The sequence below is a fragment of the Cupriavidus sp. FW216-B1 genome (assembly GCF_058789195.1).
Window position 1 is genome coordinate 143,335 of the sequence record NZ_JBYTEL010000010.1, and the last position, 23,215, is coordinate 166,549.

Sequence of the window (23,215 nt, forward strand, 5' to 3'; positions counted from 1 at the left end):
TACGCACAAAAAGCGACAGGAGACAATGATGCAGATACGAATCAAGCGCGCGATCGAGCGCGTTCCCGGCGGCATGATGATCGTGCCGCTGCTGATCGGCTCCCTGGTGGCGACGTTCGCGCCCGACACACCCAAGTTCTTCGGCTCGTTCACCGGCGCGCTGTTTACCGGCGCGCTGCCGGTGCTGGCGGTGTTCTACGTCTGCATGGGCGCGAGCATCAATATCAAGGCCACGCCCTACATCCTCAAGAAGGGCGGCGTGCTGTTCGGCACCAAGGTCGGCACCGCCGTGCTGCTCGGCGTGATCCTGGGCCATTTCCTCGGCGAATCGCCGGTTTCCGCGGGCGTGTTCGCCGGCCTGTCGACGCTCGCCGTGGTGGCCGCCATGAACGACACCAACGGCGGCCTGTACATGGCGCTGATGGGGCAATACGGGCGCCCCGAGGACGTGGGCGCCTACAGCATCATGTCGCTCGAATCGGGGCCGTTCCTGACGATGGTGACGCTGGGCGTGGCCGGGCTGGCGGCGTTCCCCTGGCCGACGATGGTCGGCAGCATCCTGCCGCTGCTGCTGGGCATGCTGCTCGGCAACCTGGATCGCGAGATGCGCGACTTCCTCTCGCGCGCGGTGCCGGTCATGATCCCGTTCTTCGCGCTGGCCCTCGGCGCCAGCCTCGACCTGCACAAGGTGTGGCAGGCCGGCATGCTCGGCATCGGCCTGGGCATCGCGGTGGTGGCCATCACCGGGACCACGCTCTACCTGGCCGACCGCCTGAGCGGCGGCAACGGCGTGGCGGGCGTGGCGGCGGCCAGCACGGCCGGCAACGCCGCCGCGGTGCCGACCCTGATCGCGGCGGCCAATCCGGTCTACACCGAGGCCGCCAAGAGCGCCACGCTGCTGGTTGCCGCGTGCGTGGTGGTGACGGCGATCCTGACCCCGGTGCTGACCGCCTGGGTGGCCCGGCGCGGCGCGCTGGCGGCACCCGCGGGCGCCGCGCGGAGCGCGCCGTGAGCTGGCTCGTCATCGCCGACGACCTGTCCGGCGCGGCCGACTGCGCAATCGGGTTCACGTCGCCCAGCACCAGCACGGTCGTGACGCTCGACGCCCACGCCGGCCCCGCGTTCCAGGCCGACGTGATCGCGGCCGACGTCGACAGCCGGCGCCAGGACCCGGCCACCGCCGCGGCGCGCAACGTCGCCGCCTGGAACCGCTTCGGCGGCGCCGGCCGGCGCCTGTACAAGAAGATCGATTCCACGCTGCGCGGCAACTGGGCGGCGGAAACCGCGGCGCTGCAGCGCGTCGCCGGGCTGGCCATCGTCGCGCCGGCGTTCCCGGACGCCGGCCGCACCCTGCGCGACGGCTGCGTGTACGTGCATGGCGAGCCGCTCGAAACCACCGACATCTGGCGCCTGGAAGGGCTCGCCGGCCGCGCGGACGTCACCGCGCTGCTGGCCGCGCAGGGCCTGCGCGCCGAACGGCTGGAGACCGGTGGCGCCATGCGCTGCGCCGACGCCCTGCGCGACCGCCTCGCCGCGCTGGCCCGCCAGGGCGTGCAGGCGGTGATCTGCGACGCGCAGACGCAGGACGATCTCGACAGGCTCGCGGCCGCCAGCGCGGACCTCGGCGTGCCGGCCTTCTGGGTCGGCTCGGGCGGCATGGCGCGCGCGCTGTCGGCCGGCGACGCGCACACGCGGGCGGCGCAGGCAGGCCACGGCAACGCGCCGCTGCCGCCCGTGCGCGGCCCGGTGCTGACGCTGGTGGGCAGCCTGTCGGGCGTCTCGGCGCGGCAGGCGGCGTGCCTGTGCGAGCGCGGCCAGGTCGAAAGCGTGGTGATCCCGCCGCAGGTGCTGCGCGCCGGCCCCGCGCATGCAGACTGGGCCCGCTGGCAGGACCGCGTGGCGCTGCCGCTGCTCGCGGGGCACGACGTGCTGGCCGGCATCGGCCGCGACGAGCACTTCAGCGCGGACGAAGGCCCGCGCCTGAGCGCGGCCCTGGCCAGCCTGATCGCGCCGCATTTCCATTGCGTGGGCAGCCTGATCGCCACCGGCGGCGAGACCGCGCGCGCGATGCTGGAAGCCGCCGGAATCCGCGCGCTGGCGCTGGTGCGCGAGATCGAGCCCGGCGTGCCGCTCTCGAAGACGCTCGGCGGGCCGGCCCGGCGCGTAGTGACCAAGGCCGGCGCATTCGGCAGCGAGGCCGCGCTGTGGCTCGCATGGCAGGCCGTGCGCGAGGCCTGAGCCGCGCGCGCGGGACGACCAGACAATGACCCCCGGTTGGCGTCGACGCCAACCACGAACCTGAAGCGAAACATGAGCGATTACCTCCCCATCATCGGCATCACCATGGGCGATGCCAGTGGCGTCGGGCCTGAAGTGATCATGAAGAGCCTGGCGCACGCCAGCGTCTACGCCCAGTCGCGCCCGCTCGTCATCGGCGACGCCAGGCGGCTCGAGCTGGCCGGCAAGCTGGTCGGCAGCCCGCTCGCCGTGCGCGCGATCGACAACCCGGCCCAGGCGCAATACGCGCAAGGCACGGTGGACTGCATCGACCTCGGCCTGATTCCGGCCGACCTGCCGTTCGGCAAGCTCTCGCCGGTCGCCGGCGACGCCGCGTTCCGCTATATCGAGCGGGCCGTGGCGCTGACGCAGCAGGACCAGATCGACGCCATCTGCACCGCGCCGCTGAACAAGGAAGCGCTGCACGCGGGCGGCCACAAGTTCCCGGGCCACACCGAGATGCTGGCGCACCTGACCGGCACGCCGGAAGTGTCGATGATGCTGGTGGCGCCGAACCTGCGCGTGATCCACGTGACCACCCACATCGGCCTGCTCCACGCGATCCGCAAGATCGACACCGGGCTGGTGCAGCGGACCATCGAGCGCGGCCACGAGACGCTGGTGCGCGCCGGCATCGCCGAGCCGCGCATCGGCGTGTGCGGCATCAACCCGCACGCGGGCGAGAACGGGCTGTTCGGCTGCGGCGAGGAAGAAGAGAAGATCATTCCCGCGGTGCTGGCGCTGCGCGAGCGCGGCTGGAACGTGGAAGGCCCGCTGCCGGCCGACACCCTGTTCTTCCGCGCCGGGCGCGGCGATTTCGACCTGGTGGTGGCGATGTACCACGACCAGGGCCACGGCCCGGTCAAGGTGCTGGGCCTGGAAGCGGGCGTCAACATCACCGTGGGGCTGCCTGTCATCCGCACCTCGGTCGACCACGGCACCGCGTTCGACATCGCCGGCAAGGGCATCGCCGACGAGCGCAGCCTGCTCGAGGCGCTGCGCCAGGGCGCGGAGCTGGCCACGCGCCGGGGCTGAGCGGCGGCGCGGGCGGGTGGCGCCGGTGGCTGTATGATTTCGCTTTGCCCGCCACCTTGCCGATGCCCCCGCTGCCAATGAACGCCGCCGATCGCCGCCGTGCCATCCTCGAACTCGTGCTGTCAGGCAGCGAATCGAGCGTCGAGCAGCTTACCGGCAGCCTCGGCGTGTCCGAGGCCACGGTGCGCCGCGACCTCGCCGCGCTCGCGCGCGAGGGCCGCATCGTGCGGACCTACGGCGGCGCCGCGGCGCTCACGCAGATCGGCGCGCACGAGCCGGAAACCCCGCTGGAAGAGCGCAACGTCATCCAGCGCGCGCAGAAAGAGGCCATCGCGGCCGTCGCCGCCGGCTTCGTCCACGACGGCGACGCCATCCTGCTCGACAGCGGCAGCACCGCCACCGCGCTGGCGCGGCAGCTGGCCGCGCGCGCGGACCTGCACGTCTACACCACCAACCTGCTGGTGGTCGGCGCGCTGGCCGGCGTGCCCGGCATGCGCATCACGCTGGTCGGCGGCGACGTGCGCCCGTCCAGCATGGGCACCATCGGCCCGCTGGCGCAGATGACGCTGGCGCGCATCAGCGTGGACAAGGCCTTCCTCGGCGCCGACGGCGTGGTGGCGGGCGTCGGCCTGTGCGAGGCCACGGCCGAGCAGGCCTACCTGAAAGAATGCATCGTGCGCCAGTCGGCCGAGATCTTCGTGCTGGCGGACGCCACCAAGCTCGGCCGCGCGCGCCAGCAGCACTGGACGCCGCTCGAGCGGCCGTGGACGCTCGTCACCGACGACGGCGCCTCCGCGGCGCAGCTCGAAGCGTTCCGCGCGCTCAAGCACGTGCGCGTGGCGCTCGCGCCGGCCTGACGGCGGCCGGTCCACGGCCGGTCCGCTTCGCGTCCGCCCGCGCCGCGGCTGGCGCGGGCAGTCCCGGCGCGTCTTCCTTTCTTCCCTTCTTCGCTTCTTCCCGATGGCCGCCGCCCGCGCGGCCCGCTCATCCGCGTAGAGAACCCAACCAGAACCCAACCGGCAGGATCGCCTGTTCTGCCCGTTCCACCTGTTCCACCCATTGCGCCTGTTTCACCCATTGCGCCCGTTTCGCGGCGCGCCACGGCCCGCCGCGCCCCACGCGCCAGCATCCCGCCCCAGAAACGGGCCTGCGGACGGGCCCGCATTCCCGCTTTCGGCGCACGGCGCCGGTTTCCCCCGCCGTTCCGGCGATTTTCTCGGGTTGGCCCGACTCTTGCGTATTGAAATTCAAATTTTAGAGACGTATCGTCCCGAAAATTTGAATTTCCACTCAACATTTGCGCACGCCCCAGAAACCGTGCGCCAGGAGTCCGCATGTTTCTCCGTTCCATGACCCGCCGCGCACGTGCCGTTCTGGGCCTGGCGCTGACCGCCACCAGCTTGTCGGCCGGCGCCGCCCAGGTCGTCAACATCGGCGTCCAGCCCGCCACCCAACCGATCTACATCGCCAAGGCAGCCGGCTACCTGGCGCCGCTGGAGGCCAAGTACGACGTCAAGTTCGAATTCCACAGCTTCCCCTACGGCGCGCCGGAGAACCAGGCGATGGCGGCCGGCAATCTCGACCTCGCCTCGGCGGGCATGGGGCCGGCGGTGGTCGCGTCGGCGCGGCTGCCGGTCAAGCTGCTCGGCATCACCATCCTGGAGCAGACCGCCATCGTGGTCCCCTCCGACTCGCCGGTCCACACGATCGCCGATCTCAAGGGCAAGCGCATCGCCTACCCCGGCGAGGGTTCCCAGCAATATCCGCTCCTGCTCAACGCCCTGCAGAAGGCGGGCCTGAAGGTGGCGGACGTGCAGTTGTTCAAGACCTCCGGCTCGCAGGTCGGCACGCTGGTCGAGCAGCACAGCGTGGACGCCGGCATCACCTGGGACCCGCACATCTCGGTGGCGCTCGCCGGCGGCAAGACCCGCGTGCTGCTGAAGGCCGAGAAGATCCTGCCGCTCAAGAACGGCCATTACGTCGGCGACGGCTTCTACGGCCGCACCGAGTTCATCGATGCCCATCCCGACCTGGTGCGCGACATCATGGCCGCGCAGATCCGCGCCATCAAGCTCATCAACAAGACGCCGCAGAAGGCCGTGGAGATGTGGAGCAAGGAAATCGGCTTCCCGCCCAAGGTGATCGAGTATTCGCTCAAGGAAGGCATCTCGGTGTACTCGACCGACATGGTGCCTGACGCGCAGACCATGAAGGTCTACGCCTCGTTCCTCAAGCAGGCGGCGATCCTGCAGGACGGCGACGAGCCCAAGCTCGCGCCCGAGCCCGCGCGCCAGGCGCTGGCGGCCGAGAAGCCCTGATTCCCCTTTCCACTTTCCTTCAGAGGAGAAGCCGATGGCTTCGTTTTTCCGGTCGGCGGCGAGCCGCGTGTTCCCTTACCTCGCCGCGATGCTCGCGGTGGTGCTGGTGTGGGAGCTCGTGGTCGTGCTGACCCATCCGAGTCCGGCGGTGCTGCCGTCGCCGGAGCTGACCGCGCGCACGCTGTACGGCCTGTTCGCGTCGGGCACGATCTTCCGCGACATCGGCGCCAGCCTCGGCCGGGTGCTGGCCGCCTGGCTGCTGGCGGCGTGCCTGGCGATTCCGCTCGGCCTGCTGCAGGGCACGCGGCCGCGGCTGGCGCGCGTGCTGGAGCCGCTGGTGGAGCTGTTCCGGCCGATCTCGCCGCTGGCGTGGATCCCGATGGCGATCCTCTGGTTCGGCATCGGCGAGGCGGGCAAGGTGTTCATCATCTTCATCGCCACCTTCTTCCCGATCCTGCTCAACACGGTGTCGGGCGTCAAGGCGGTCGATCCGGTGCTGGTGCGCGCCGGCCGCGTGCTGGGCTGCAATTCGGACGCGCGGCTGTTCTGGCAGGTGATCCTGCCCGCCGCCATGCCGACCATCCTGGTCGGCCTGCGCATCTCGTTCGGCATCGGCTGGGCCGCGATCATCGCCGCGGAGCTGGTCGCGGCCAACAAGGGGCTGGGCTACCTGATCGCCAACGGCATGGAAATCCTGCGCTCGGACCAGGTGCTGGCGGGCATGGTCATCATCGCGTTGCTGGGCATTCTCATCGACACCGGCTTTCGCATTCTCGGCCAGCGGCTGGGCTTCAAGGAGTAAGACATGGACCGCACTGCGGCCGCCGCGCCCCGCGAGGGCGTGGCCATCAACAACGTTTCCAAGCTGTACTACACGCGCGCGGGCGACGCCGTCGAGGCGCTGCGCCCGGTCTCGCTGGACATCGCCGCGGGCGAGTTCGTCGCGCTGATCGGCCCGTCGGGCTGCGGCAAGAGCACGCTGCTCAATATCGTGGCCGGCTTCGAGGCGCCCAGCGCCGGCTCGGTGCTGGTCGACGGCGACAAGGTCGTGCGGCCCGACATGCGGCGCGGCATGGTGTTCCAGCAGTACGCGCTGTTCCCGTGGCTCAGCATCCGCGACAACATCGCCTTCGGCCTGCGCCAGCAGGGCATGCCGCGCAAGGAGCGCGAGGCGGTGGCCAACCGCTACCTCGAACTGGTGGGGCTGGCCGAGTTCGGCGACGCGCGCCCCGACGCGCTCTCCGGCGGCATGAAGCAGCGCGTGGCGCTGGCGCGGGTGTTCGCCACCGAGCCGAGCACGATCCTGATGGACGAGCCGTTCGGCGCGCTCGACGCGCTCACGCGCGGCTTCCTGCAGCAGGAACTGCTGCGCATCTGGCGCGAGCACCGCAAGACGGTGCTGCTGGTGACGCACTCGGTGCAGGAAGCGCTGTTCCTGGCCACGCGCGTGGTGGTCATGACCAGCCGGCCCGGGCGCATCAAGCTCGACCAGCGCGTGGACCTGCCCTACCCGCGCACGCTCGCCACGCCCGGCTTCCGCGAACTGGAGGCCAATATCCTGACCGCGCTCGACGACGAGCTGCGCAAGACCTACGGCAGCGCGCCGGCGATGGTATCGGACTGACCACGACATGCTTTCCCAAGATTCATTCCAGCCCGCGCCGGCCAGCGTGCGCGAGCGCATCGCCGCCACGCTGGTGCGCGCGCGCCAGCGCGACCGCACGCTGCACGCCTTCATCGAGCTCGATGCGGCGCGCGCCGCGCGCCGCGCGGCGGAACTCGACGCCCTGCCGCCGCGCGCGCGCGGCCCGCTGCACGGCATGCCCGTGGCCGTGAAGGAGATCATCGACATGGCCGGCGCGCTGTGCGCGTGGGGCTCGCCGCTGCACGCGGGGCGCCGGCCCGCGCGGGATGCGCTGCTGGTACAGCGCCTGGCCGCGGCCGGCGCGGTGCCGGTCGGCGTCACCGCCTCCACCGAATACGCGCTGGCGGCGGCCGCCGCGACCGTGCATCCGCGCGACGCGCGGCGCTCGCCGGGCGCGTCCTCGAGCGGCTCCGCCGCGGCGGTCGGCGCCGGGCTGGTGCCGCTCGCGCTCGGCACGCAGACCATTGGCTCGGTCATCCGCCCCGCGGCCTATTGCGGCGTGGTGGGGTTCAAGCCGAGCTTCGGGCGCTATCCCACCGATGGCATCCTCTGCCTCTCGGCGCGGCTCGACCACGCCGGCGTGCTGGCCGCGCGCGTGGCCGACGTGATCGCCGCGGACGCGGTGCTGGCCGGCATCGCGGCGCCGGCGTCACTGCTAGCGGCAGCGCATGGCGCCACCCCCGCGCTGCGCGTGCTCCAGCCGTGGTTCGGCGAGGAGGTGTCCGCGGCGGTGTCGTCGACGCTCGACGGCGCATACCAGCGCCTGCGCGGCGCCGGCTTCGGCCTCGCGCCGCTGTCGGTGGACGCCGGCATCGCCGCCGCCGAGACCGGCCTGACCGACACGCTGCTGACCTTCGAGCTGGCCCGGCGCCACGGCGCCGCGCTGCGCGCGGCACCCGACAAGGTGTCGGCGAAGCTGCTGGCTATGGCCGAGCGCGGCGCGCGCGTGAGCGAGGCGCGCTTCGACGAAGCCGTGCGCGAGCAGGCCGCGCTGTCGGCGCGCCTCGACGCCATGCTGCGCCCCGGCGAGATCGCGCTGGCGCCGGCCACGGTGGGCACCGCGCCGCTGCTGCCGGAGGGCTCCGGCTCGCGCGCGCCGCAGCGGCTGTGGACGCTGGCCGGCATGCCGGCGCTGACGCTGCCGGCGGGCACGCACGGCGGCCTGCCGGTGGGCCTGCAACTGATCGGCCGCCGTGGCGAGGATGCCGCGCTGCTGGCCGCCGCCGCGCGCATCGAAGCCGTGCTCGGCGCCGCGTCTCATGGCTAGCCCGGCCTGGATGCCGCTGGCGGCAACCACCCTGATCGTGTTCTCGGGCACGCTCGTGCGGGCGGTCTCGGGGCTCGGCTTCTCGCTCGTCGCCGTGCCGCTGCTGTCGCTGGTCTGGACGCCGGCCCAGGCCGTGGCCATCGCCGTGCTGTTCCAGACGCTGAGCGCGCTGCCGCTGGTCGCGGCCGAATACCGCGACATCGACTGGCGCCTGCTCGCGCGCATCTGCGCGGGCGGGCTGGCCGGCATGCTGCCCGGGCTCGCCCTGCTGCAATGGCTGCCCGAGCCCGCGATGCGCGTGGCGCTGGCGGCCATCCTGCTGCTGTCGGTGGCGCTCATCGTGGTGGGGCGGCGCTTGATCCGCAACATGACGCCGGCGCGCATCCTGCTGGTGGGCCTGTGCGCCGGCGTCGCGCAGGGCATGGCCGGGGTGTCGGGGCCGCCGCTGATGGCGGGCCTGATGGCGATGCCCGGGCTCGACCCGCGTACCATCCGGCTCACCGCCACCTCGGTGTTCCTGATCCTCGGGCTGGTGTCGGTCGCCACGCTGGGGTGGCATGGCGCCTTCGGCGTCATGGCGCCGGGCAGCTACGCGATCGCCACCGCGGGCATGGTGGGCGGCCATCTGGCCGGGGAACGGCTGTTCGCGCTGGCCGGCGCGGCCGGCTTCCGCCGTTACGTATTGCTGGTATTGTTCGCGTCCGCGCTGCTGACGCTGGCGCCTTTGTGGCGATAGGATCTTGTTGATGATGGATATGGAAGACCAGGAGCGCGCCCGCACCACGGGTTCGGCGCTCGAAAAGGCGGTGGGCATCCTGGAGACGCTGGGAGAGCAGGTGCGCGGCCTGAGCCTGGCCGAACTGGCCGAATTCACCGGCATGCCGAAGCAGACCGTGCACCGCATCGTGCGCCAGCTCGAGGAGCTGGACCTGCTCGCGCGCGAGGCCGGCGGCGACCGCTTCATCTTCGGCGCCCGCCTGCGCCAGCTCGGCGTGGCGGCGCTGTCGGCGCCGCGCCAGTCGCTGGCCACGCGCCAGATCCTCACCGAGCTGGTGGACGAGATCGGCGAGACCTGCAACATCGGCGTGCTCGACGGGGAGGAAGTCCTGTACGTCGACCGCGTCGAATGCCACTGGCCGCTGCGCGTGCAGCTGCGCCCGGGCAGCCGCGTGCCGTCCCACTGCACCGCGATCGGCAAGCTGCTGCTCGCCCACCTGTCCGGCGCGCAGCGCCGCGAGCTGCTGCCGCGCCTCGCGCTGACCGCCTACACGCGCAATACGCTCGCCACCGTGCCGGCGCTCGAAGCCGCGCTGGCGCAGATCCGCAGCCAGGGTTACGCCATCAACCAGGAGGAAGACTCGCTCGGCCTCAACGCGATGGCGGTGCCGGTGCGCGACGCGGCGGGCAAGGTGCTGGCGGGGCTCGCGGTCCACGCGCCCAGCGCGCGGCTGCCGCTCGACGAGATGCTGGCCCGGCGCCCGCTGCTGGAGGCCGCGGCCGGCCGGGTGGCGTCGGTGCTGTTCAACGCCTGAGCGCCCGGCGCGCGCGACGCGAGGCGGCGCGCGTCGACGCGAAGCGCGGGCGCCCCCCGCGCGCCGCGTCACGAACTCTGGATGCCCCGCTTGCGGATGAAGTCGCCCCAGACCTTCGACTCGGACACGGCGCGCTGCCTGATGGCCTCGGCCGAGCCCACGACCGGGAAGAGGTAGAGCGAAGCCAGCTTCGCCTTGATCTGCGGGTCCGCCAGCGCGGACTGCACGGCGGCGTTCAGGCGGGTCACGACCTTCGGGTCCATGCCGGCCGGGCCCACCAGCGCGTACCAGCTCGGCATGAGCGGCGCGTCGATGCCGGCCTCCTTCAGCGTCGGCACGTTCGGCAGCTCCTTGACGCGGTGCGGCCCGACGATCGCGACCGGCACCACCGTCCCTCCCGTCACCTGCGGCAGCGCCGCGCCGAGCACGCTGACCATCGCATCCACCTCGCCCGCCACCACGCCGGTCAGCGCCGGACCGGAGCCCTTGTAGGCGACGTGGGTCATCTTCAGGTCCAGCTTGTCCGCCACGACTTCCATCGCCAGGTGCGTGGAGTTGCCGACACCGGCGCTGCTGAACGTCAGCCCGCCCGGCTTCTGCCGGGCCTTGTCGATGAAGCTCCGCGCCGACGTGATGCCGCTGGCCTTGCTGGCCACCAGCACGAACGGCGTGTCGACGACCGGCGAGATGAACGTGTAGTCCTTCTGCGGGTTGTACGGCAGCGACGCATACAGGTGCGGGTTGAAGCTGATCTGCGACACGCCCGTGAGCAGCACGGTATAGCCATCCGGCTGCGCCTTGGCGACCGTGCTCATGGCGACGATGCCGTTCGCGCCCGGCCGGTTGTCGACGACGATGGTCTGCCCGAGGTCCTGCGACAGGCGGTCGGAAAGCAGCCGCGCCACGACGTCGCCGCCCGAGCCCGCGGACTGCGGCACGATCATCCGGATCGGCCGGCTCGGAAACGCATCCTCGGCCTGCGCGGCGCCATGGCACATGGCCGCCGAGGCAATGAACGCAGAAGCAATCAAACGTCGGTACATCAACACTCTCCCATCGAAGCGAAGCCAATCACGGAATTTTCATAGCGATGGTATGGATACGCACGCCGAACAACCAATACGGATTGTCGATGCCAACATAGGCAAAGGCTATGCCCCCGGGAAACCATGACGCGCCTGCCCGGCGGTGGGGCACGGACGCGCCATTGCAATGCAGCCCCGCGGCGCGGCGCACAGAACGAGTGCGCGAATGCGCGAGGCCAGTCATGCTCCGGCGCGCGGGCGCCCACGAAACCGTATCGTCATAGGACCAGCCTATGACCGGATCGGAATTTCGTCTTTCCGGATGGCGCGCCGCGCTCCGTACCATGACTGCCGTCATCCCGGGCCCTCCCCGGGCCCTCGGCCCTCACGCAAGAGCGCACAAGTCATGTCCGACATCGATACCCGCGGCAACGCGTGGCAGACGCCACCGTCCGCCTACCTGGCAAGCCGCCCGTCCACCTTCTCCGTTCCGGCCCGCCCGGCGTCGCGCTACCTGCCGATGCGGGACGGCTGCCGCCTCGCCGCCGACATCTACGTCCCGCAGCCGCTGCCGGGCCAAGCCGCGCCGCGGACGTTCCCGACCGTCGTCATCTTCACGCCGTACTACCGGCGCTTCCGCCTGTCGGGCGCGGGCGCCGAGCCCAGCCCCAACACCGCGAAGTACCGCGATGCGTTCGTGCCCAGGGGCTATGCGGTCGTGGTGGTGGACGTGCGCGGCACCGGCGCGAGCTTCGGCACGCGCGACGCGCTGCGCTCGCCCACCGAACGCGACGACTATTACGAAGTGGCCGAATGGATCGCCGGCCAGCCCTGGTCGAACGGGAAGATCGGCTCCACGGGCATTTCCTACCTGGGCGCCGCCGCGTGCTTTCTCGCCAGCACGGGCCACCCCGCGGTCAAGGCGATCGCGCCGCTGTTCTCGGTGTCCGACATCTACAGCGAGCAGCTCTATCCGGGCGGCATGCTGTCCAAGGTCTGGGTGGAAGCCTACGACGAGCTGATGCTCGCGCTAGACCAGGACCGCCGCGACCTGGTGGCCGGGTTCCCTTATTTCGACGACCCGCGCTTCGCGGGCCCCGAGCGCTGCGACGAGGACGTGGACGGCACGCTCGTCGCGGCGGCCATCGCCGAGCACCGCAACAACTTCACGCTGGCCGACCTGGCGCCGGAATTCGCCTTCCGCGACGGCGCGGCGTTCCACGATGCGTCGCTCGACTCGGGAAGCTGCAGCCCCTATCGCTACCTGGACGGCATCGCGCCGGACGTGTCGGTGTATTCGATCTCGGGCTGGTATGACGGCGGCGGCTACGCCAACGGCGCCATCACGCGCTTCCTGTCGCTGCCGTCGAACGACAGCCGCCTGCTGCTGGGCCCGTGGGACCACGGGGCGCGCACCAACGTCTCGCCGTGGCGCGACCACGCCGCGTCGGATTTCCCGCTGCTGGGCGAAGTCCTGCGATTCTTCGATCACCACCTGCTCGGCCTGCCGACCGGCCTCGAACGCGAAGCCCCCGTGCACTACCACAGCATCCACGACGACCGCTGGCAGCCGGCGGACACGTGGCCGCCGGCGCCGGATGCCACGCGGCTCTACCTGGCCGGGGACGGCACGCTTGCCGACACGCCGGCGCCCGCGCCGACGGAAGTGCGCGTCCAGGTCAGCTTCGACTGGACCACCGGCCGGCAGACGCGCTACGAGCGCCTGGGCGCGCTCAACATCGAGGACTACTACGCCGACTGGGGCCGGCGCGAAGCCGCGCTGCCCCACTTCGATTCCGCGCCGCTGGCGTCGCCGCTGGCGATCGCCGGCCACGTGGTGGCCCATCTCCGCGTGGCGTCGTCGCAGCCCGACGCGGCGCTCTTCGTCTACCTGTCGGAGGTGGAAGCGAACGGCGCGGTCCGCTACATCACCGAGGGCATGCTGCGCGCGTCCCACCGGAAGCTGGAGCCGTGCCCCGCGGAGTACCGCACCACGTGGCCATATCGCGCGCACCGCCGCGCCGAGGCCGAGCTCCTGACGCCCGGCGCCGCCGTGCCGCTCACGTTCGCGCTCCTGCCGGTGGCGTGGACGCTGGCGGCCGGCAGCCGCCTGCGCGTGTCCGTCGCCGGGGCCGACCGCGGCCATTTCCCGCCGGTTCCGCTCGGCCGCCCGCCGCTGCTGACCCTGACGATGGGCGGCGGCGAAGGCTGCCATCTCGACGTGCCGGTGGCGGATCCTGCCGCGGGTCCCGCCGACGACCCTGCCGGCGGGCGCTAGCGCCGGCCCGATGCCCGCCCGCCACCCGAGGTGCTAGAGTGGGCATCCGTCCTTCCCTCCGCCCCCGTCATGGACTTCCGGCAGCTTCGCTATTTCGCGCGCATCGTCGAACTCGAGAGCATCACCGCGGCAGCCGATGCGCTGCATATCGCCCAGCCGTCGCTGAGCCAGCACGTGGTCAACCTCGAAGCCGAACTGGGCGCGAAGCTGCTGGTGCGCGGACCGTTCGGCGCGCGCCCCACCGAGACCGGCCAGATCCTGTACCGGCACGCCAAGATGGTCCTGCGCCAGATGGAGGAAGCGCACGCCGCCGTGCGCCACGGACGCGACGTGCCGTCGGGCCACGTCCGGGTCGGCCTGCCCACCAGCACCTCCCGCGTGCTGGCCGTGCCGCTGCTGCAATTCGTCAGCGGCAGCGTCCCCGACGTGACCGTCGAGATCGTCGAGGGCAGCAGCGCCGACCTGGCGGAACTGGTGACGGCGCAGAAGCTCGATCTCTGCATCGCGATGGATGCCCAGCAGCGTCCCAACATGCATCTGGTGCCGCTGCTCGACGAAGACCTCATGGCCGTCGGCCCCGCCCCGGCGCAGCGCGACACGGCGCTGACGCTGGCTGAAATGGCGGCGCTGCCGTTGCTGCTGCCGAGCTTTCCCAATTCGATCCGGGTGCTGACGGACCGGGCGTTCGTCGCCGCCGGACTCGAACTCAAACTCGTGGCGGAAACCAGCGCGACCTCGGTCCTGCTTGCCGCGGTCCGCGCCGGCATGGGATGGACGATCCTGCCGTGGAGCGCGCTGGCGACCGAGCACCCGGACGCATTCGCCTGCGTGCCGATTTCCGATTCGTCGCTGGTGCGGCGCGTGTTCCTGTGCGTGGCGGGCTCCGCGCGCCTGAGCCTGGCCTGCAAGACCGTGGAAGACGCCCTGCTCCGGCTGATCGGCGAGGCCATCGCCACGCGCACCTGGAAAGGCGTCAGCCCGCTGAGCCGCCTGCTGGGCCAGCGCGACGAGGGCAGCGAGGGCGGCGAGGGCAACGGGGACGGCGGGGGCGGCTAGCCCGGCGCGTTGCCGCGGATGCGCCGGCCTCGCCGCGCAGCGAAAGCGCGCGCTTCGCGCCCCGCATCTCCGCCCCGGCCGCGCGCATGGGGACGCCATTCGTGCCATAGCCACGGCGCAAGACCTTCCCGCCCACGCGCGGTGAACCGGTTCGCCCCGCCGATGATCCGCAAGAGAATCGCGCGCGCCGCATGCCGCGCCACATGCCGCGCGGACATGCCCGCCGGCCGTCACGACGCCCGCGCCCGACGGGCGCCGTTCCGCCATTGCCGCACGGCGGCGGGCGCCCGCGCACGTCCCCCGGCCCCGGTTTGGTGCGGCATGACGAAAAAAACTAACATATCAGCACGCTATTCGAGAAAAAAACGTGGCATAATTTTTGCACAGAAAACTTGAGTACACAGAATTTCTCTTGTACTTCCAGGTAGCTCACACCTGGCTGCGTCCGTTCAGATTGGCTACGTTGAAGGAGCTTCACGATGCGGTCCCCAGTTTTCCAGATGTTGTCCAGCATTCTCCTAGGCCTCACCCTCGGGCTCGCGGGCCAGGCGTGGTCGGCAAGCGGCGTGCCGCTGCGGCTCATCGTGCCCTACCCCGCCGGGGGACCCACCGATATCGTTGCCCGGACCGTCGCGCCGGCCTTGGGCGCGGCGCTCGACCAGACGGTGATCATCGACAACCGCGCCGGCGCGAGCGGCTCGATCGGGGCCGGCACGGTGGTGCGCTCGGCCCCGGACGGCAACACGCTGCTCCTGAACACCTCGATCCACACCATCCTTCCGCATCTGACCAAGGTGCCGAACGACGCGATCAAGGACTTCACGCCGCTCGCGCAGGTCAACAGCATTCCGTTCGTGCTGGTCGCAAACAAGGATCTGCCATACAAGACCGTGCCGGAGCTCATCGCTTACGCAAAGGCGCATCCGGGGCAGATCAACTTCGCCACCAACAGCGCGGGGTCTGCCTCGCATATGGCCGCGGAGCTGTTCGCGCGGGCCGCGGGCATCGAGATGCGGCACATTCCCTACAAGGGGAGCGCCCCGGCCCTTACCGACCTCGTGGGTGGCCAGGTGCAGATCATGTTCGAGCAGGGCCCCTCGGTCGCGCCCTTCCTGAAGAGCGGCCAGCTCCGCGCGCTTGCCGTCACGAGCCCCGCCCGCACGCTGAACAATCCCGAGCTTCCCACATTGGCGGAACTCGGCCTCAAGGATTTCAGCTACTCGAACTGGCAGGGCATCTGGGGCCCCGCGGGCCTCCCGCCCAACGTGACGAAACGCCTGGTCGACGCGCTGCAGAAAGCCCTGACCCAGCCCGAGGTGCAGCAGAAGCTCCGCGCGCTCGGCACGGAGCCCGCCAACCGGTACGGCAGCGATTTCGAGACGTTCGTGAAACAGCAGTTTGACCAGCAAGGTACCCTGATCAAGAGCGCGGGTATCAAGATCGAATGATGGCCGTCACCGGCTGTTTTTCCTGTTCGAATTCCCGTCATCGAAGCCCGATGCGGGCAGCATGCAAAGGATCGAGGAGCTATGTCGGTTGATTCCGTTTCCCAGTCGGGCTCGAGTGTCGAAAGCGCGTACAAGGCGGGCCGCGCCGTCATTGCCGCGCGCCGCCATTGCGTGTCGACCGGCCACTACCTCGCCACCCAGGCTGCCTTCCAGATACTCGAGGCGGGAGGCAACGCCATAGACGCCGGCGTCGCCGCGGGCCTGGTGCTCGGCGTGGTGCACAGCGACCAGGTGAACATCGCGGGCGTCGCGCCGATGATCATCTACCTCGCCAACCGCCGCGAAGTGGTGACGATCGACGGCCTTGGCGTGTGGCCCGCGGCCGCGAGCCTCGAGCACATCAGGAAGGCGCATGGCGGCGAGATCCCCGAGGGCCTCCTCAGAACCGTGGTGCCGGCCGCGCCCGCGGCATTCATCAAGGCGCTCGGCGACTTCGGCACGCTTTCGTTCGGCACGGTCGCTTCTTTCGCCCTGCGCTTCGCCCGCGAAGGCTTCCTGATGTATCCGTTCATGCACGAGCAGTTGCAGATGGTGAAGCACAAGCTCGAGCGATGGCCGTCCAACCGCGACATCTACCTGCCCGGCGGGGACGTCCCCGCGGTGGGGGCGCTTTTCGTCCAGAGCGACCTTGCCGGCAGCATCCAGTATCTGATCGACGAAGAGCATGCCGCGCTGGCGCGTGGCGGCAGCCGGCTGGCGGGATTGCAGGCCGCGCGCGACGCCTTCTACAAGGGCGACATCGCGAAGAAGATAACCGGCTACCATGCCGCCCACGGGGGCTGGCTCACGCCCGAGGACATGGCGAACTTCGAGGTGAAGTTCGAACGGCCCGTGGTGACGCGCTACCACGACCTGGAAATCCATGCGTGCGGCTTCTGGTGCCAGGGACCGACGCTGGGCCAGGCGCTGAACCTGCTCAAGGGTTTCGATCTCAAGCAGATGGGGCACAACACCCCGGCCTATATCCACCACGTCGCCGAAGCACTCAAGCTGGTCTTCGCGGACCGGGAGGCATTCTATGGCGATCCGCGATTCAACGACACGCCGGCCGACTGGCTGCTGTCCGACCGCTATGCCGACGAAAGGCGCAAGCTCATCCGCGAGGACCGCGCCTGGCCCGGTCTTCCGCCATCGGGGGCGAACACCCGGCCGGCCGCCAGCGGCGACCCCGGTGGCCAGGCAGGCGGCCCGTTCGATACGTCCTGCGTCACCGTGGTCGACCACGCCGGCAACGCGATCTGCATCGCCCCGAGCGACGTGTGCAGCGACACCCCGGTCATCCCGGGAACGGGCCTCGCGCCATCTTCGCGCGGCTCGCAGTCCTGGGCGCTGAGCGGGCACGCCTCCTGCCTCGCCCCGGGGAAGCGGCCCCGGCTCACGCCAAGTCCGGCCCTGGTCATGCGGCCCGGAAAAATGGTCATGCCCATCGGCAGCCCGGGCGGCGACAGCCAGACGCAGGCCAATATCCAGGTCCTTCTCAATATGGAAGTCTTCGGCATGGATCCGCAGACCGCCATCGAAGCCCCGCGCTTCATCACGTACAGCCATCCGGACTCGTTTTCCCCGCACAAGGCCTTTCCCGGCCGGCTCTGCCTAGAGGGCCGCATCGCGCAGGCCACGGCGCAGGCGCTTTCGGACCTGGGGCATGAGGTGGTCATCTGGCCGGACCGCCTCTGGCGCGCGGGCGGGGTCTGCACGGTGCGGCACGACCTCGAGCGCGGCGTGTACGAAGCCGGCGCGGATCCCCGGCGGGCCGCTTCGTCGGCGCTCGGCTGGTAAGGCCGGGACCGGACGCGCGCGGGGCTTCGGGAGGTCAACCCTTCGGGCTGGCTTCCCGACGCCGGGGCGCGGCAGCCACCGCGGCCCGTTCGTCGCTTACCTGAAGACGATCGTCTTGTTGCCGTTCAGGAATACGCGGCTCTCGATATGGAATTTCACGGCGCGCGCGAGCGCCACCTTTTCGGAGTCCCGTCCGGCCGCGACCAGCAGGTCGGGGCCAAAGACGTGATCGACGCGCTCCACGACCTGTTCGATGATGGGACCCTCGTCGAGGTCGCCGGTGACGTAGTGCGCCGTTGCGCCGATCAGCTTCACGCCGCGCTCGTATGCCTGGTGATACGGCTTCGCGCCCTTGAACCCGGGCAGGAACGAGTGGTGGATGTTGATCGCTTTGCCGGACAGCGCGCGGCACAGCTCGTCCGACAGCACCTGCATGTAGCGCGCCAGCACCACCAGCTCGCTGCGCGTCTGCGCGACGAGCTGCAGCAGCCTGGCTTCCTGTTCCGACTTCGTCTCGGGCGTCACGGGCAGGACGTGGAACGGGATGTCGTGCCGCTCCACGAGATGCCTGAGGGCCTCGTGGTTCGACACCACCGCGGTGATGGTCATGGGCAGCTCTCCCGTCCGCTGGCGATACAGCAGATCTTCCAGGCAGTGGTCGAACTTCGACACCATCACGAGGACCCGCGCCCGCTCGTCCCGGGACCGCAGGTTCCACTCCATGTCGAAACGTGCCGCGGTCGCCTTGAACGCGTCGCGCAGCTCCTCCAGCGAGGGCGCCGGAGTGGTGTCCGTGCGGAACACGACCCGGGAAAAGTAGCGGCCCTGGTTCTCGTCGTCGTACTGGGCCATCTCCGTGATGTTGCAGCCCCGGTCCGCAAGGAAGTTGCCGATGGCGGCGACGATGCCGCGCGTGCCGGGACACGCCACCTTGAGCACATAGGAGCTGGGGACGGACGCTTGGCGTGCTGGGGAATGGGATTGCATGGGCGTTGGCGGATGAAAGAGGGTTGGTCGGCCGGATTTTTCTGATTCCTTGTGTGAAAAAAATATATCACTAAATTTTTCTTGCGAGAAGTTTTTTGTAGATTTATAGTCATCAAAAGAAATTCTGGACCTGACCATCGCAACATCCGCGCCCGCGGCATGCGCCCGGGGACCGCGTGGAACGGTGCCCGGCAAGGCATCTTCCGGGAGCGCGGCGTGGTGAAGCCTTGCGTCGGGACTTCTCGGAACCACAAGGATCCATTCATGGCAAACAGAGTTCCTGCCCAGGCAGAAGTCGTCATCGTCGGTGGCGGTATCGTGGGATGCTCGATCGCATACCACCTGACCAGGCTCGGCATCACCGATGTCGTCCTGCTCGAGCGCAGGCAACTGACTTGCGGCACGACCTGGCACGCCGCCGGCCTCATCGGCCAGCTGCGGAACAGCCGGCAAATGACGGAGCTGGCAAAGTACACGTCCGACCTGCTCTACGAGCTCGAGCGCGAAACCGGGCAGGCCACCGGCTTCAAGCAGAATGGCTCGATCAGCCTGGCGCTCAATGCGGCCCGTTTCGAAGAGCTCAGGCGCGGCGCGTCGATGGCGAAGAACTTCGGCCTCGATGTGCAGGTCGTCGGCCCGTCCGACATCAAGGGGCTGTGGCCCATGCTCGACCTCAAGGACGCCGTGGGCGGCGTGTTCCTGCCCAAGGACGGGCAGGCAAACCCCACCGACATCACCCAGGCCTTCGCCAAGGGGGCCCGCATGCGCGGCGCCAAGGTCGTGGAGAACCTGAAGGTCGAGAAGCTGCTCGTCGAGAACGGCAAGGCGGTCGGCGTGCAGACCGAAGAAGGCGTCATCAAGGCCGGCACCGTGGTGCTTGCCGCCGGCATGTGGTCCCGGGAGCTGGCGGCGCAGGTCGGCGTGTCGATCCCGCTCCATGCCGCGGAGCACTTCTACATCGTGACCGAAGCCATCGACGGCCTGCCCGGCAACCTTCCGGTCCTGCGCGTGCCCGACGAATGCGCCTACTACAAGGAAGACGCCGGGAAACTCCTGCTGGGCGCGTTCGAACCCGTGGCGAAGCCCTGGGGGATGAAGGGCATCCCCGAGGATTTCTGCTTCGATGCCCTGCCCGACGACTTCGACCACTTCGAGCCGATCCTGACGAGCGCCGCGGAGCGGGTTCCCGTCCTGCAGACCACCGGGATCAAGACCTTCTTCAACGGCCCGGAGAGCTTCACGCCCGACGACCGGTATCTGCTGGGCGAAACCGCGGAGGTCAAGGACCTGTTCGTTGCCTGCGGATTCAACTCCATCGGCATCCAGAGCTCCGGCGGCGCGGGCAAGGCGCTCGCCGAATGGATCCGCGACCGCCGGCCGCCGGTCGACCTGTCCGACGTGGACGTGCGCCGCATGCATCCCTTCCAGGGCACGCGAACCTATCTTCGCGAGCGCACGACCGAGACCCTCGGCCTGCTCTACGCGATGCACTGGCCGTTCCGCCAGTTCGAGACCGCCCGCGGCGCCCGCCGCTCGCCGCTGCATGACCGCCTCGTGGCGGCGGGCGCGGTCATGGGCGAAGTGTCCGGCTGGGAACGCGCGAACTGGTACGCCGAGCCGGGCGCGCGGGCGAAGTACGCGTACTCGTGGGGACCGCAGAACTGGTCCGAGAACGCCGCGCGCGAATGCCGCGCGGTCCGCGACGCGGTCGCGCTGTTCGATCAGACGTCGTTCGCCAAATTCCTCGTGCAGGGTCCCGATGCGACGCGGGCGCTGAACCGGATCTCGGTGTCCGATGTCGACGTCCCCGTGGGCAAGATGGTGTACACCCAGTGGCTCAACCCGCACGGCGGCATCGAGGCGGACCTGACCATCACCCGCACCGGCCTCCAGTCCTACCTCGTCGTGACCGCCGGCGCCACGCAGACCAGGGACTTCTCCTGGCTCGAGCGGAACATTCCCGCCGACTGCCGCTGCGTCGCCACCGACGTGTCTTCCGGCATGGCGGTCCTTGGCGTCATGGGACCGAACGCGCGCGCGCTGTTGCAGAAGGTTTCGGAAGAGGACCTCTCCAACGAGGCGTTCCCCTTCGCCACCTCCCGGGAAATCCAGATCGGATACGCGCGCGTGCGGGCCAGCCGGATCACGTTCGTCGGGGAGCTCGGATGGGAACTCTATATCCCGACCGAGTTCGCCCTGCATGTGTTCGAGACGCTCAGCGCCGCGGGCGGCGAATTCGGCCTCACCCTGGCCGGCTACCACGCCATGAACAGCTGCCGCACGGAGAAGGGCTACCGGCATTGGGGGCATGACCTCACCATCGAGGACAACCCGCTCGAAGCGGGTCTCGGCTTCTGCGTGGCATGGGAAAAGCCGGGCGGCTTCATTGGCGACGACGCCCTGCGGCAGGCCAGGGCGGCCGGTCCGCTCAAGAGGCGGCTGGTCCAGTTCCAGCTGGCGGACCCGGGCAGGCTTCTCCATCACGAAGAACCGATCTGGTGCGATGGCAGGATCGTCGGCTCGATTACCTCCGGCATGTTCGGACACCGCCTCGGCGCCTCGCTGGGCATGGGGTATGTGACGAACCCCGACGGCGTCACCGCGGACTGGCTCGCGCGGAACACCTTCGAGATCGAAGTGGCGTGGCAGCGCATCCCCGCACAGGCGAGCCTGTCGCCCTTCTACGACCCCAGGAACCTGCGCATCAAGTGCTAGGGAACAGCCTCGATCCACGTACTCAACCTACTCAACGTATTCCACGTATGACGGTGCAACAGATGAAAGTCCTGGTTGGCGTGAAGAGGGTGGTGGACTTCAACGTGAACGTCCGTGTCAGGTCCGACCGCTCCGGCGTGGACACCGACAACGTCAAGATGTCCATCAACCCGTTTGACGAAGTGGCCGTGGAGCAGGCCGTGCGCCTCAAGGAGGCCGGCGCCGCCGCCGAGGTCATCGTCTTCTCCGTGGGCCCCGACCGCGCGGCCGAGACGATACGCACGGCCCTGGCGATGGGCGCGGATCGCGGGATCCTGGTGCAGACGGACCAGGCCACGGAACCGCTGGCCGTGGCGAAGGTGATCGCGGCCCTGGTGGCGCGGGAAGCGCCGCGGCTCGTGCTCCTGGGGAAGCAGGCCATCGACGACGACTGCAACCAGACCGCGCAGATGGCGGCCGGGCTGCTGGGATGGCCTCAAGGCACGTCGGCCTCGGCATTGCGCCTTGCCGGGGATGTCCTGCAGGTCACGCGAGAGGTCGACGCGGGCACCGAGGAACTCGAACTGGCGTTGCCGGCGGTGGTCTCCGTGGACCTGCGCCTCAACGATCCCAGGCATGCGTCGCTGCCGAGCATCATGAAGGCCAGGAAGAAAGAGATCGCGTCCGTGACGCCGGACAGCCTCGGTGTCGACGTGGCGCCGCGCCTGTCCGTCCTGGAAGTGCGCCCGCCGGAAGAACGCAAGGCCGGACGGAAAGTCCGCGGCGTTGCCGAACTGGCCAGTGAAATCAGCGCCGTTCTGGAGGACGCATGATGGCCGCACTCGTCTTTGCCGAGACCGGCGCGGGAGGACTGAATCCCGCCGCGCGCAACGCCGTCACTGCCGCGCGGCAGATGAGCGCCGACGTCGATATCCTGGTCTGCGGCGCGGACTGCCGCGCGGCGGCCGGGCAGGCGGCGCATCTCCAGGGCGTTCGGCGCGTCCTCCAGGCGCAGGCCCCGTCGCTGGCGAACCAGCTTCCCGAGGACGTGGCGCCGCTGCTCGTGACGCTTGCCGCCGATTACGACTACATCGTCGCCGCCGCGACCAGCGCCGGCAAGAATGTCCTTCCCAGGGCGGCCGCGCTGCTCGACGTCTCGCAGATTTCGGAGATCAGCGCGGTCGTCTCTCCCGATACGTTCGAGCGCCCGGTCTACGCGGGCAATGCCAACGCCGTGGTGCGCTCGGCCGACGCGAAAAAGGTCGTCACCGTCCGCGCCACCAGATTCGCCCCGGCGGGCCAGTCCGACGTCGCCGCCGAGATCGTCCCGCTGTCGTGGAACGAAGGCCCGGGACTCGCGAAGTTCATCCGCGGCACCGCGACGACGAGCGGCCGTCCGGAACTCACCACGGCCTCGGTCGTGGTGTCCGGGGGACGCGGCATGGCCTCCAGGGAGAACTTCCGGCTGCTGGAGTCCCTCGCGGACAAGCTCAACGCGGCGATAGGCGCTTCGCGCGCGGCGGTCGATGCCGGCTTCGCACCCAGCGACGCGCAGGTGGGGCAGACCGGGAAGGTCGTCGCCGCGGACCTGTACATTGCCGTCGGCATCTCAGGCGCGATTCAGCACCTCGCCGGCATGAAGGATTCGAAGACCATCGTGGCCATCAACAAGGATGCCGACGCGCCCATCTTCCAGGTGGCCAACATCGGCCTGGTGGGCGATCTGTTTGACGTCTTGCCTGCCCTGACGCAGGCGCTGGACGCCGCGGGCTAGCGGGGCGGGGAAGGGGCGGGGAAGGGGCGCAGAAGGGACG

20 protein-coding genes are annotated in these 23,215 nt (G+C 70.0%); 17 read left to right on the plus strand and 3 right to left on the minus strand.

The window, feature by feature from the left end; genetic code table 11:
* The first annotated feature begins 25 nt into the window (after positions 1-25).
* The 10 genes from AC3WXD_RS21080 (at position 26) to AC3WXD_RS21125 (ending at position 10,074) form a co-directional block, all read left to right on the plus strand.
* Positions 26-1,012, plus strand: a complete 987-nt coding sequence (locus AC3WXD_RS21080; protein WP_029043417.1) for a 2-keto-3-deoxygluconate permease — start codon at positions 26-28, stop codon at positions 1,010-1,012.
* Positions 1,009-2,238 carry a four-carbon acid sugar kinase family protein gene (locus AC3WXD_RS21085; protein WP_492324622.1) on the plus strand — a complete coding sequence of 410 codons (1,230 nt, stop codon included), beginning with the start codon at positions 1,009-1,011 and terminating at the stop codon, positions 2,236-2,238. The genes AC3WXD_RS21080 and AC3WXD_RS21085 overlap by 4 nt, the downstream gene beginning before the upstream one ends.
* 72 nt (positions 2,239-2,310) lie before the next feature.
* Positions 2,311-3,312, plus strand: a complete 1,002-nt coding sequence (pdxA, locus tag AC3WXD_RS21090) for a 4-hydroxythreonine-4-phosphate dehydrogenase PdxA (protein WP_020202184.1) — start codon at positions 2,311-2,313, stop codon at positions 3,310-3,312.
* Positions 3,313-3,389: 77 nt separating this feature from the next.
* Entirely contained in the window at positions 3,390-4,169 is a 780-nt protein-coding gene (locus AC3WXD_RS21095; protein ID WP_020202183.1) for a DeoR/GlpR family DNA-binding transcription regulator, read from the plus strand.
* Between the two features lie 477 nt (positions 4,170-4,646).
* Positions 4,647-5,630 (plus strand): ABC transporter substrate-binding protein, encoded by a 984-nt coding sequence (locus AC3WXD_RS21100; protein WP_231586459.1) that lies wholly within the window; start codon positions 4,647-4,649, stop codon positions 5,628-5,630.
* Positions 5,631-5,664: 34 nt separating this feature from the next.
* Positions 5,665-6,432: an ABC transporter permease gene (locus AC3WXD_RS21105; protein ID WP_020202181.1), complete on the plus strand. Its 768-nt coding sequence runs from the start codon at positions 5,665-5,667 to the stop codon at positions 6,430-6,432.
* 3 nt (positions 6,433-6,435) lie between these two features.
* On the plus strand, positions 6,436-7,254 hold the full coding sequence (locus AC3WXD_RS21110; protein WP_492324623.1) for an ABC transporter ATP-binding protein: 819 nt from the start codon (positions 6,436-6,438) through the stop codon (positions 7,252-7,254).
* Between the two features lie 7 nt (positions 7,255-7,261).
* Positions 7,262-8,542 (plus strand): amidase, encoded by a 1,281-nt coding sequence (locus tag AC3WXD_RS21115; protein WP_492324624.1) that lies wholly within the window; start codon positions 7,262-7,264, stop codon positions 8,540-8,542.
* Complete coding sequence (locus tag AC3WXD_RS21120; protein ID WP_197090347.1) at positions 8,535-9,278, plus strand: sulfite exporter TauE/SafE family protein; 744 nt, start codon at positions 8,535-8,537, stop codon at positions 9,276-9,278. The genes AC3WXD_RS21115 and AC3WXD_RS21120 overlap by 8 nt, the downstream gene beginning before the upstream one ends.
* 10 nt (positions 9,279-9,288) lie before the next feature.
* Entirely contained in the window at positions 9,289-10,074 is a 786-nt protein-coding gene (locus tag AC3WXD_RS21125; RefSeq protein WP_020202177.1) for an IclR family transcriptional regulator, read from the plus strand.
* Positions 10,075-10,142: 68 nt separating this feature from the next.
* Here the strand turns inward: AC3WXD_RS21125 and AC3WXD_RS21130 are convergent, their stop codons facing one another.
* Positions 10,143-11,117, minus strand: a complete 975-nt coding sequence (locus AC3WXD_RS21130; protein ID WP_029043416.1) for a Bug family tripartite tricarboxylate transporter substrate binding protein — start codon at positions 11,115-11,117, stop codon at positions 10,143-10,145.
* 28 nt (positions 11,118-11,145) lie between these two features.
* Positions 11,146-11,457, minus strand: coding sequence for a hypothetical protein (locus AC3WXD_RS21135; protein WP_492324625.1), 312 nt, complete (start codon positions 11,455-11,457; stop codon positions 11,146-11,148).
* Between the two features lie 48 nt (positions 11,458-11,505).
* On the opposite strand from AC3WXD_RS21135, the gene AC3WXD_RS21140 reads away from it, so the two are divergent.
* The 4 genes from AC3WXD_RS21140 (at position 11,506) to AC3WXD_RS21155 (ending at position 17,720) form a co-directional block, all read left to right on the plus strand.
* On the plus strand, positions 11,506-13,377 hold the full coding sequence (locus tag AC3WXD_RS21140; RefSeq protein WP_492324626.1) for a CocE/NonD family hydrolase: 1,872 nt from the start codon (positions 11,506-11,508) through the stop codon (positions 13,375-13,377).
* Between the two features lie 69 nt (positions 13,378-13,446).
* Positions 13,447-14,433, plus strand: a complete 987-nt coding sequence (locus tag AC3WXD_RS21145) for a LysR substrate-binding domain-containing protein (RefSeq protein ID WP_492324627.1) — start codon at positions 13,447-13,449, stop codon at positions 14,431-14,433.
* 500 nt (positions 14,434-14,933) lie between these two features.
* A complete protein-coding gene (locus tag AC3WXD_RS21150; protein WP_492324628.1) occupies positions 14,934-15,881 on the plus strand; it encodes a Bug family tripartite tricarboxylate transporter substrate binding protein in 948 nt (315 codons plus the stop codon).
* A gap of 81 nt (positions 15,882-15,962) precedes the next feature.
* Entirely contained in the window at positions 15,963-17,720 is a 1,758-nt protein-coding gene (locus AC3WXD_RS21155; protein WP_492324629.1) for a gamma-glutamyltransferase family protein, read from the plus strand.
* A gap of 96 nt (positions 17,721-17,816) precedes the next feature.
* Here AC3WXD_RS21155 and purU read toward each other — a convergent pair whose 3' ends face one another.
* Complete coding sequence (gene purU, locus AC3WXD_RS21160) at positions 17,817-18,707, minus strand: formyltetrahydrofolate deformylase (RefSeq protein WP_059411949.1); 891 nt, start codon at positions 18,705-18,707, stop codon at positions 17,817-17,819.
* Between the two features lie 264 nt (positions 18,708-18,971).
* Between purU and AC3WXD_RS21165 the strand changes: the two genes are divergently transcribed.
* From AC3WXD_RS21165 to AC3WXD_RS21175, 3 genes are all read left to right on the plus strand, one after another.
* Positions 18,972-21,422 carry a GcvT family protein gene (locus AC3WXD_RS21165; RefSeq protein ID WP_492324630.1) on the plus strand — a complete coding sequence of 817 codons (2,451 nt, stop codon included), beginning with the start codon at positions 18,972-18,974 and terminating at the stop codon, positions 21,420-21,422.
* 62 nt (positions 21,423-21,484) lie between these two features.
* On the plus strand, positions 21,485-22,234 hold the full coding sequence (locus AC3WXD_RS21170) for an electron transfer flavoprotein subunit beta/FixA family protein (RefSeq protein WP_492324631.1): 750 nt from the start codon (positions 21,485-21,487) through the stop codon (positions 22,232-22,234).
* Positions 22,234-23,175: an electron transfer flavoprotein subunit alpha/FixB family protein gene (locus AC3WXD_RS21175; RefSeq protein WP_492324670.1), complete on the plus strand. Its 942-nt coding sequence runs from the start codon at positions 22,234-22,236 to the stop codon at positions 23,173-23,175. The genes AC3WXD_RS21170 and AC3WXD_RS21175 overlap by 1 nt, the downstream gene beginning before the upstream one ends.
* The last annotated feature ends 40 nt before the right edge of the window (positions 23,176-23,215 follow it).

Excerpts from the sequence above, each read along its gene's own strand:
- AC3WXD_RS21080 (WP_029043417.1), top strand. The coding sequence starts at position 26 with ATGATGCAGATACGAATCAAGCGCGCGATCGAGCGCGTTCCCGGCGGC.
- pdxA (WP_020202184.1), top strand. The coding sequence starts at position 2,311 with ATGAGCGATTACCTCCCCATCATCGGCATCACCATGGGCGATGCCAGT.
- AC3WXD_RS21095 (WP_020202183.1), top strand. The coding sequence starts at position 3,390 with ATGAACGCCGCCGATCGCCGCCGTGCCATCCTCGAACTCGTGCTGTCA.
- AC3WXD_RS21100 (WP_231586459.1), top strand. The coding sequence starts at position 4,647 with ATGTTTCTCCGTTCCATGACCCGCCGCGCACGTGCCGTTCTGGGCCTG.
- AC3WXD_RS21105 (WP_020202181.1), top strand. The coding sequence starts at position 5,665 with ATGGCTTCGTTTTTCCGGTCGGCGGCGAGCCGCGTGTTCCCTTACCTC.
- AC3WXD_RS21110 (WP_492324623.1), top strand. The coding sequence starts at position 6,436 with ATGGACCGCACTGCGGCCGCCGCGCCCCGCGAGGGCGTGGCCATCAAC.
- AC3WXD_RS21115 (WP_492324624.1), top strand. The coding sequence starts at position 7,262 with ATGCTTTCCCAAGATTCATTCCAGCCCGCGCCGGCCAGCGTGCGCGAG.
- AC3WXD_RS21120 (WP_197090347.1), top strand. The coding sequence starts at position 8,535 with ATGGCTAGCCCGGCCTGGATGCCGCTGGCGGCAACCACCCTGATCGTG.
- AC3WXD_RS21125 (WP_020202177.1), top strand. The coding sequence starts at position 9,289 with ATGATGGATATGGAAGACCAGGAGCGCGCCCGCACCACGGGTTCGGCG.
- AC3WXD_RS21130 (WP_029043416.1), bottom strand. The coding sequence starts at position 11,117 with ATGTACCGACGTTTGATTGCTTCTGCGTTCATTGCCTCGGCGGCCATG.
- AC3WXD_RS21135 (WP_492324625.1), bottom strand. The coding sequence starts at position 11,457 with ATGACGGCAGTCATGGTACGGAGCGCGGCGCGCCATCCGGAAAGACGA.
- AC3WXD_RS21140 (WP_492324626.1), top strand. The coding sequence starts at position 11,506 with ATGTCCGACATCGATACCCGCGGCAACGCGTGGCAGACGCCACCGTCC.
- AC3WXD_RS21145 (WP_492324627.1), top strand. The coding sequence starts at position 13,447 with ATGGACTTCCGGCAGCTTCGCTATTTCGCGCGCATCGTCGAACTCGAG.
- AC3WXD_RS21150 (WP_492324628.1), top strand. The coding sequence starts at position 14,934 with ATGTTGTCCAGCATTCTCCTAGGCCTCACCCTCGGGCTCGCGGGCCAG.
- AC3WXD_RS21155 (WP_492324629.1), top strand. The coding sequence starts at position 15,963 with ATGTCGGTTGATTCCGTTTCCCAGTCGGGCTCGAGTGTCGAAAGCGCG.
- purU (WP_059411949.1), bottom strand. The coding sequence starts at position 18,707 with ATGCAATCCCATTCCCCAGCACGCCAAGCGTCCGTCCCCAGCTCCTAT.
- AC3WXD_RS21165 (WP_492324630.1), top strand. The coding sequence starts at position 18,972 with ATGGCAAACAGAGTTCCTGCCCAGGCAGAAGTCGTCATCGTCGGTGGC.
- AC3WXD_RS21170 (WP_492324631.1), top strand. The coding sequence starts at position 21,485 with ATGAAAGTCCTGGTTGGCGTGAAGAGGGTGGTGGACTTCAACGTGAAC.
- AC3WXD_RS21175 (WP_492324670.1), top strand. The coding sequence starts at position 22,234 with ATGGCCGCACTCGTCTTTGCCGAGACCGGCGCGGGAGGACTGAATCCC.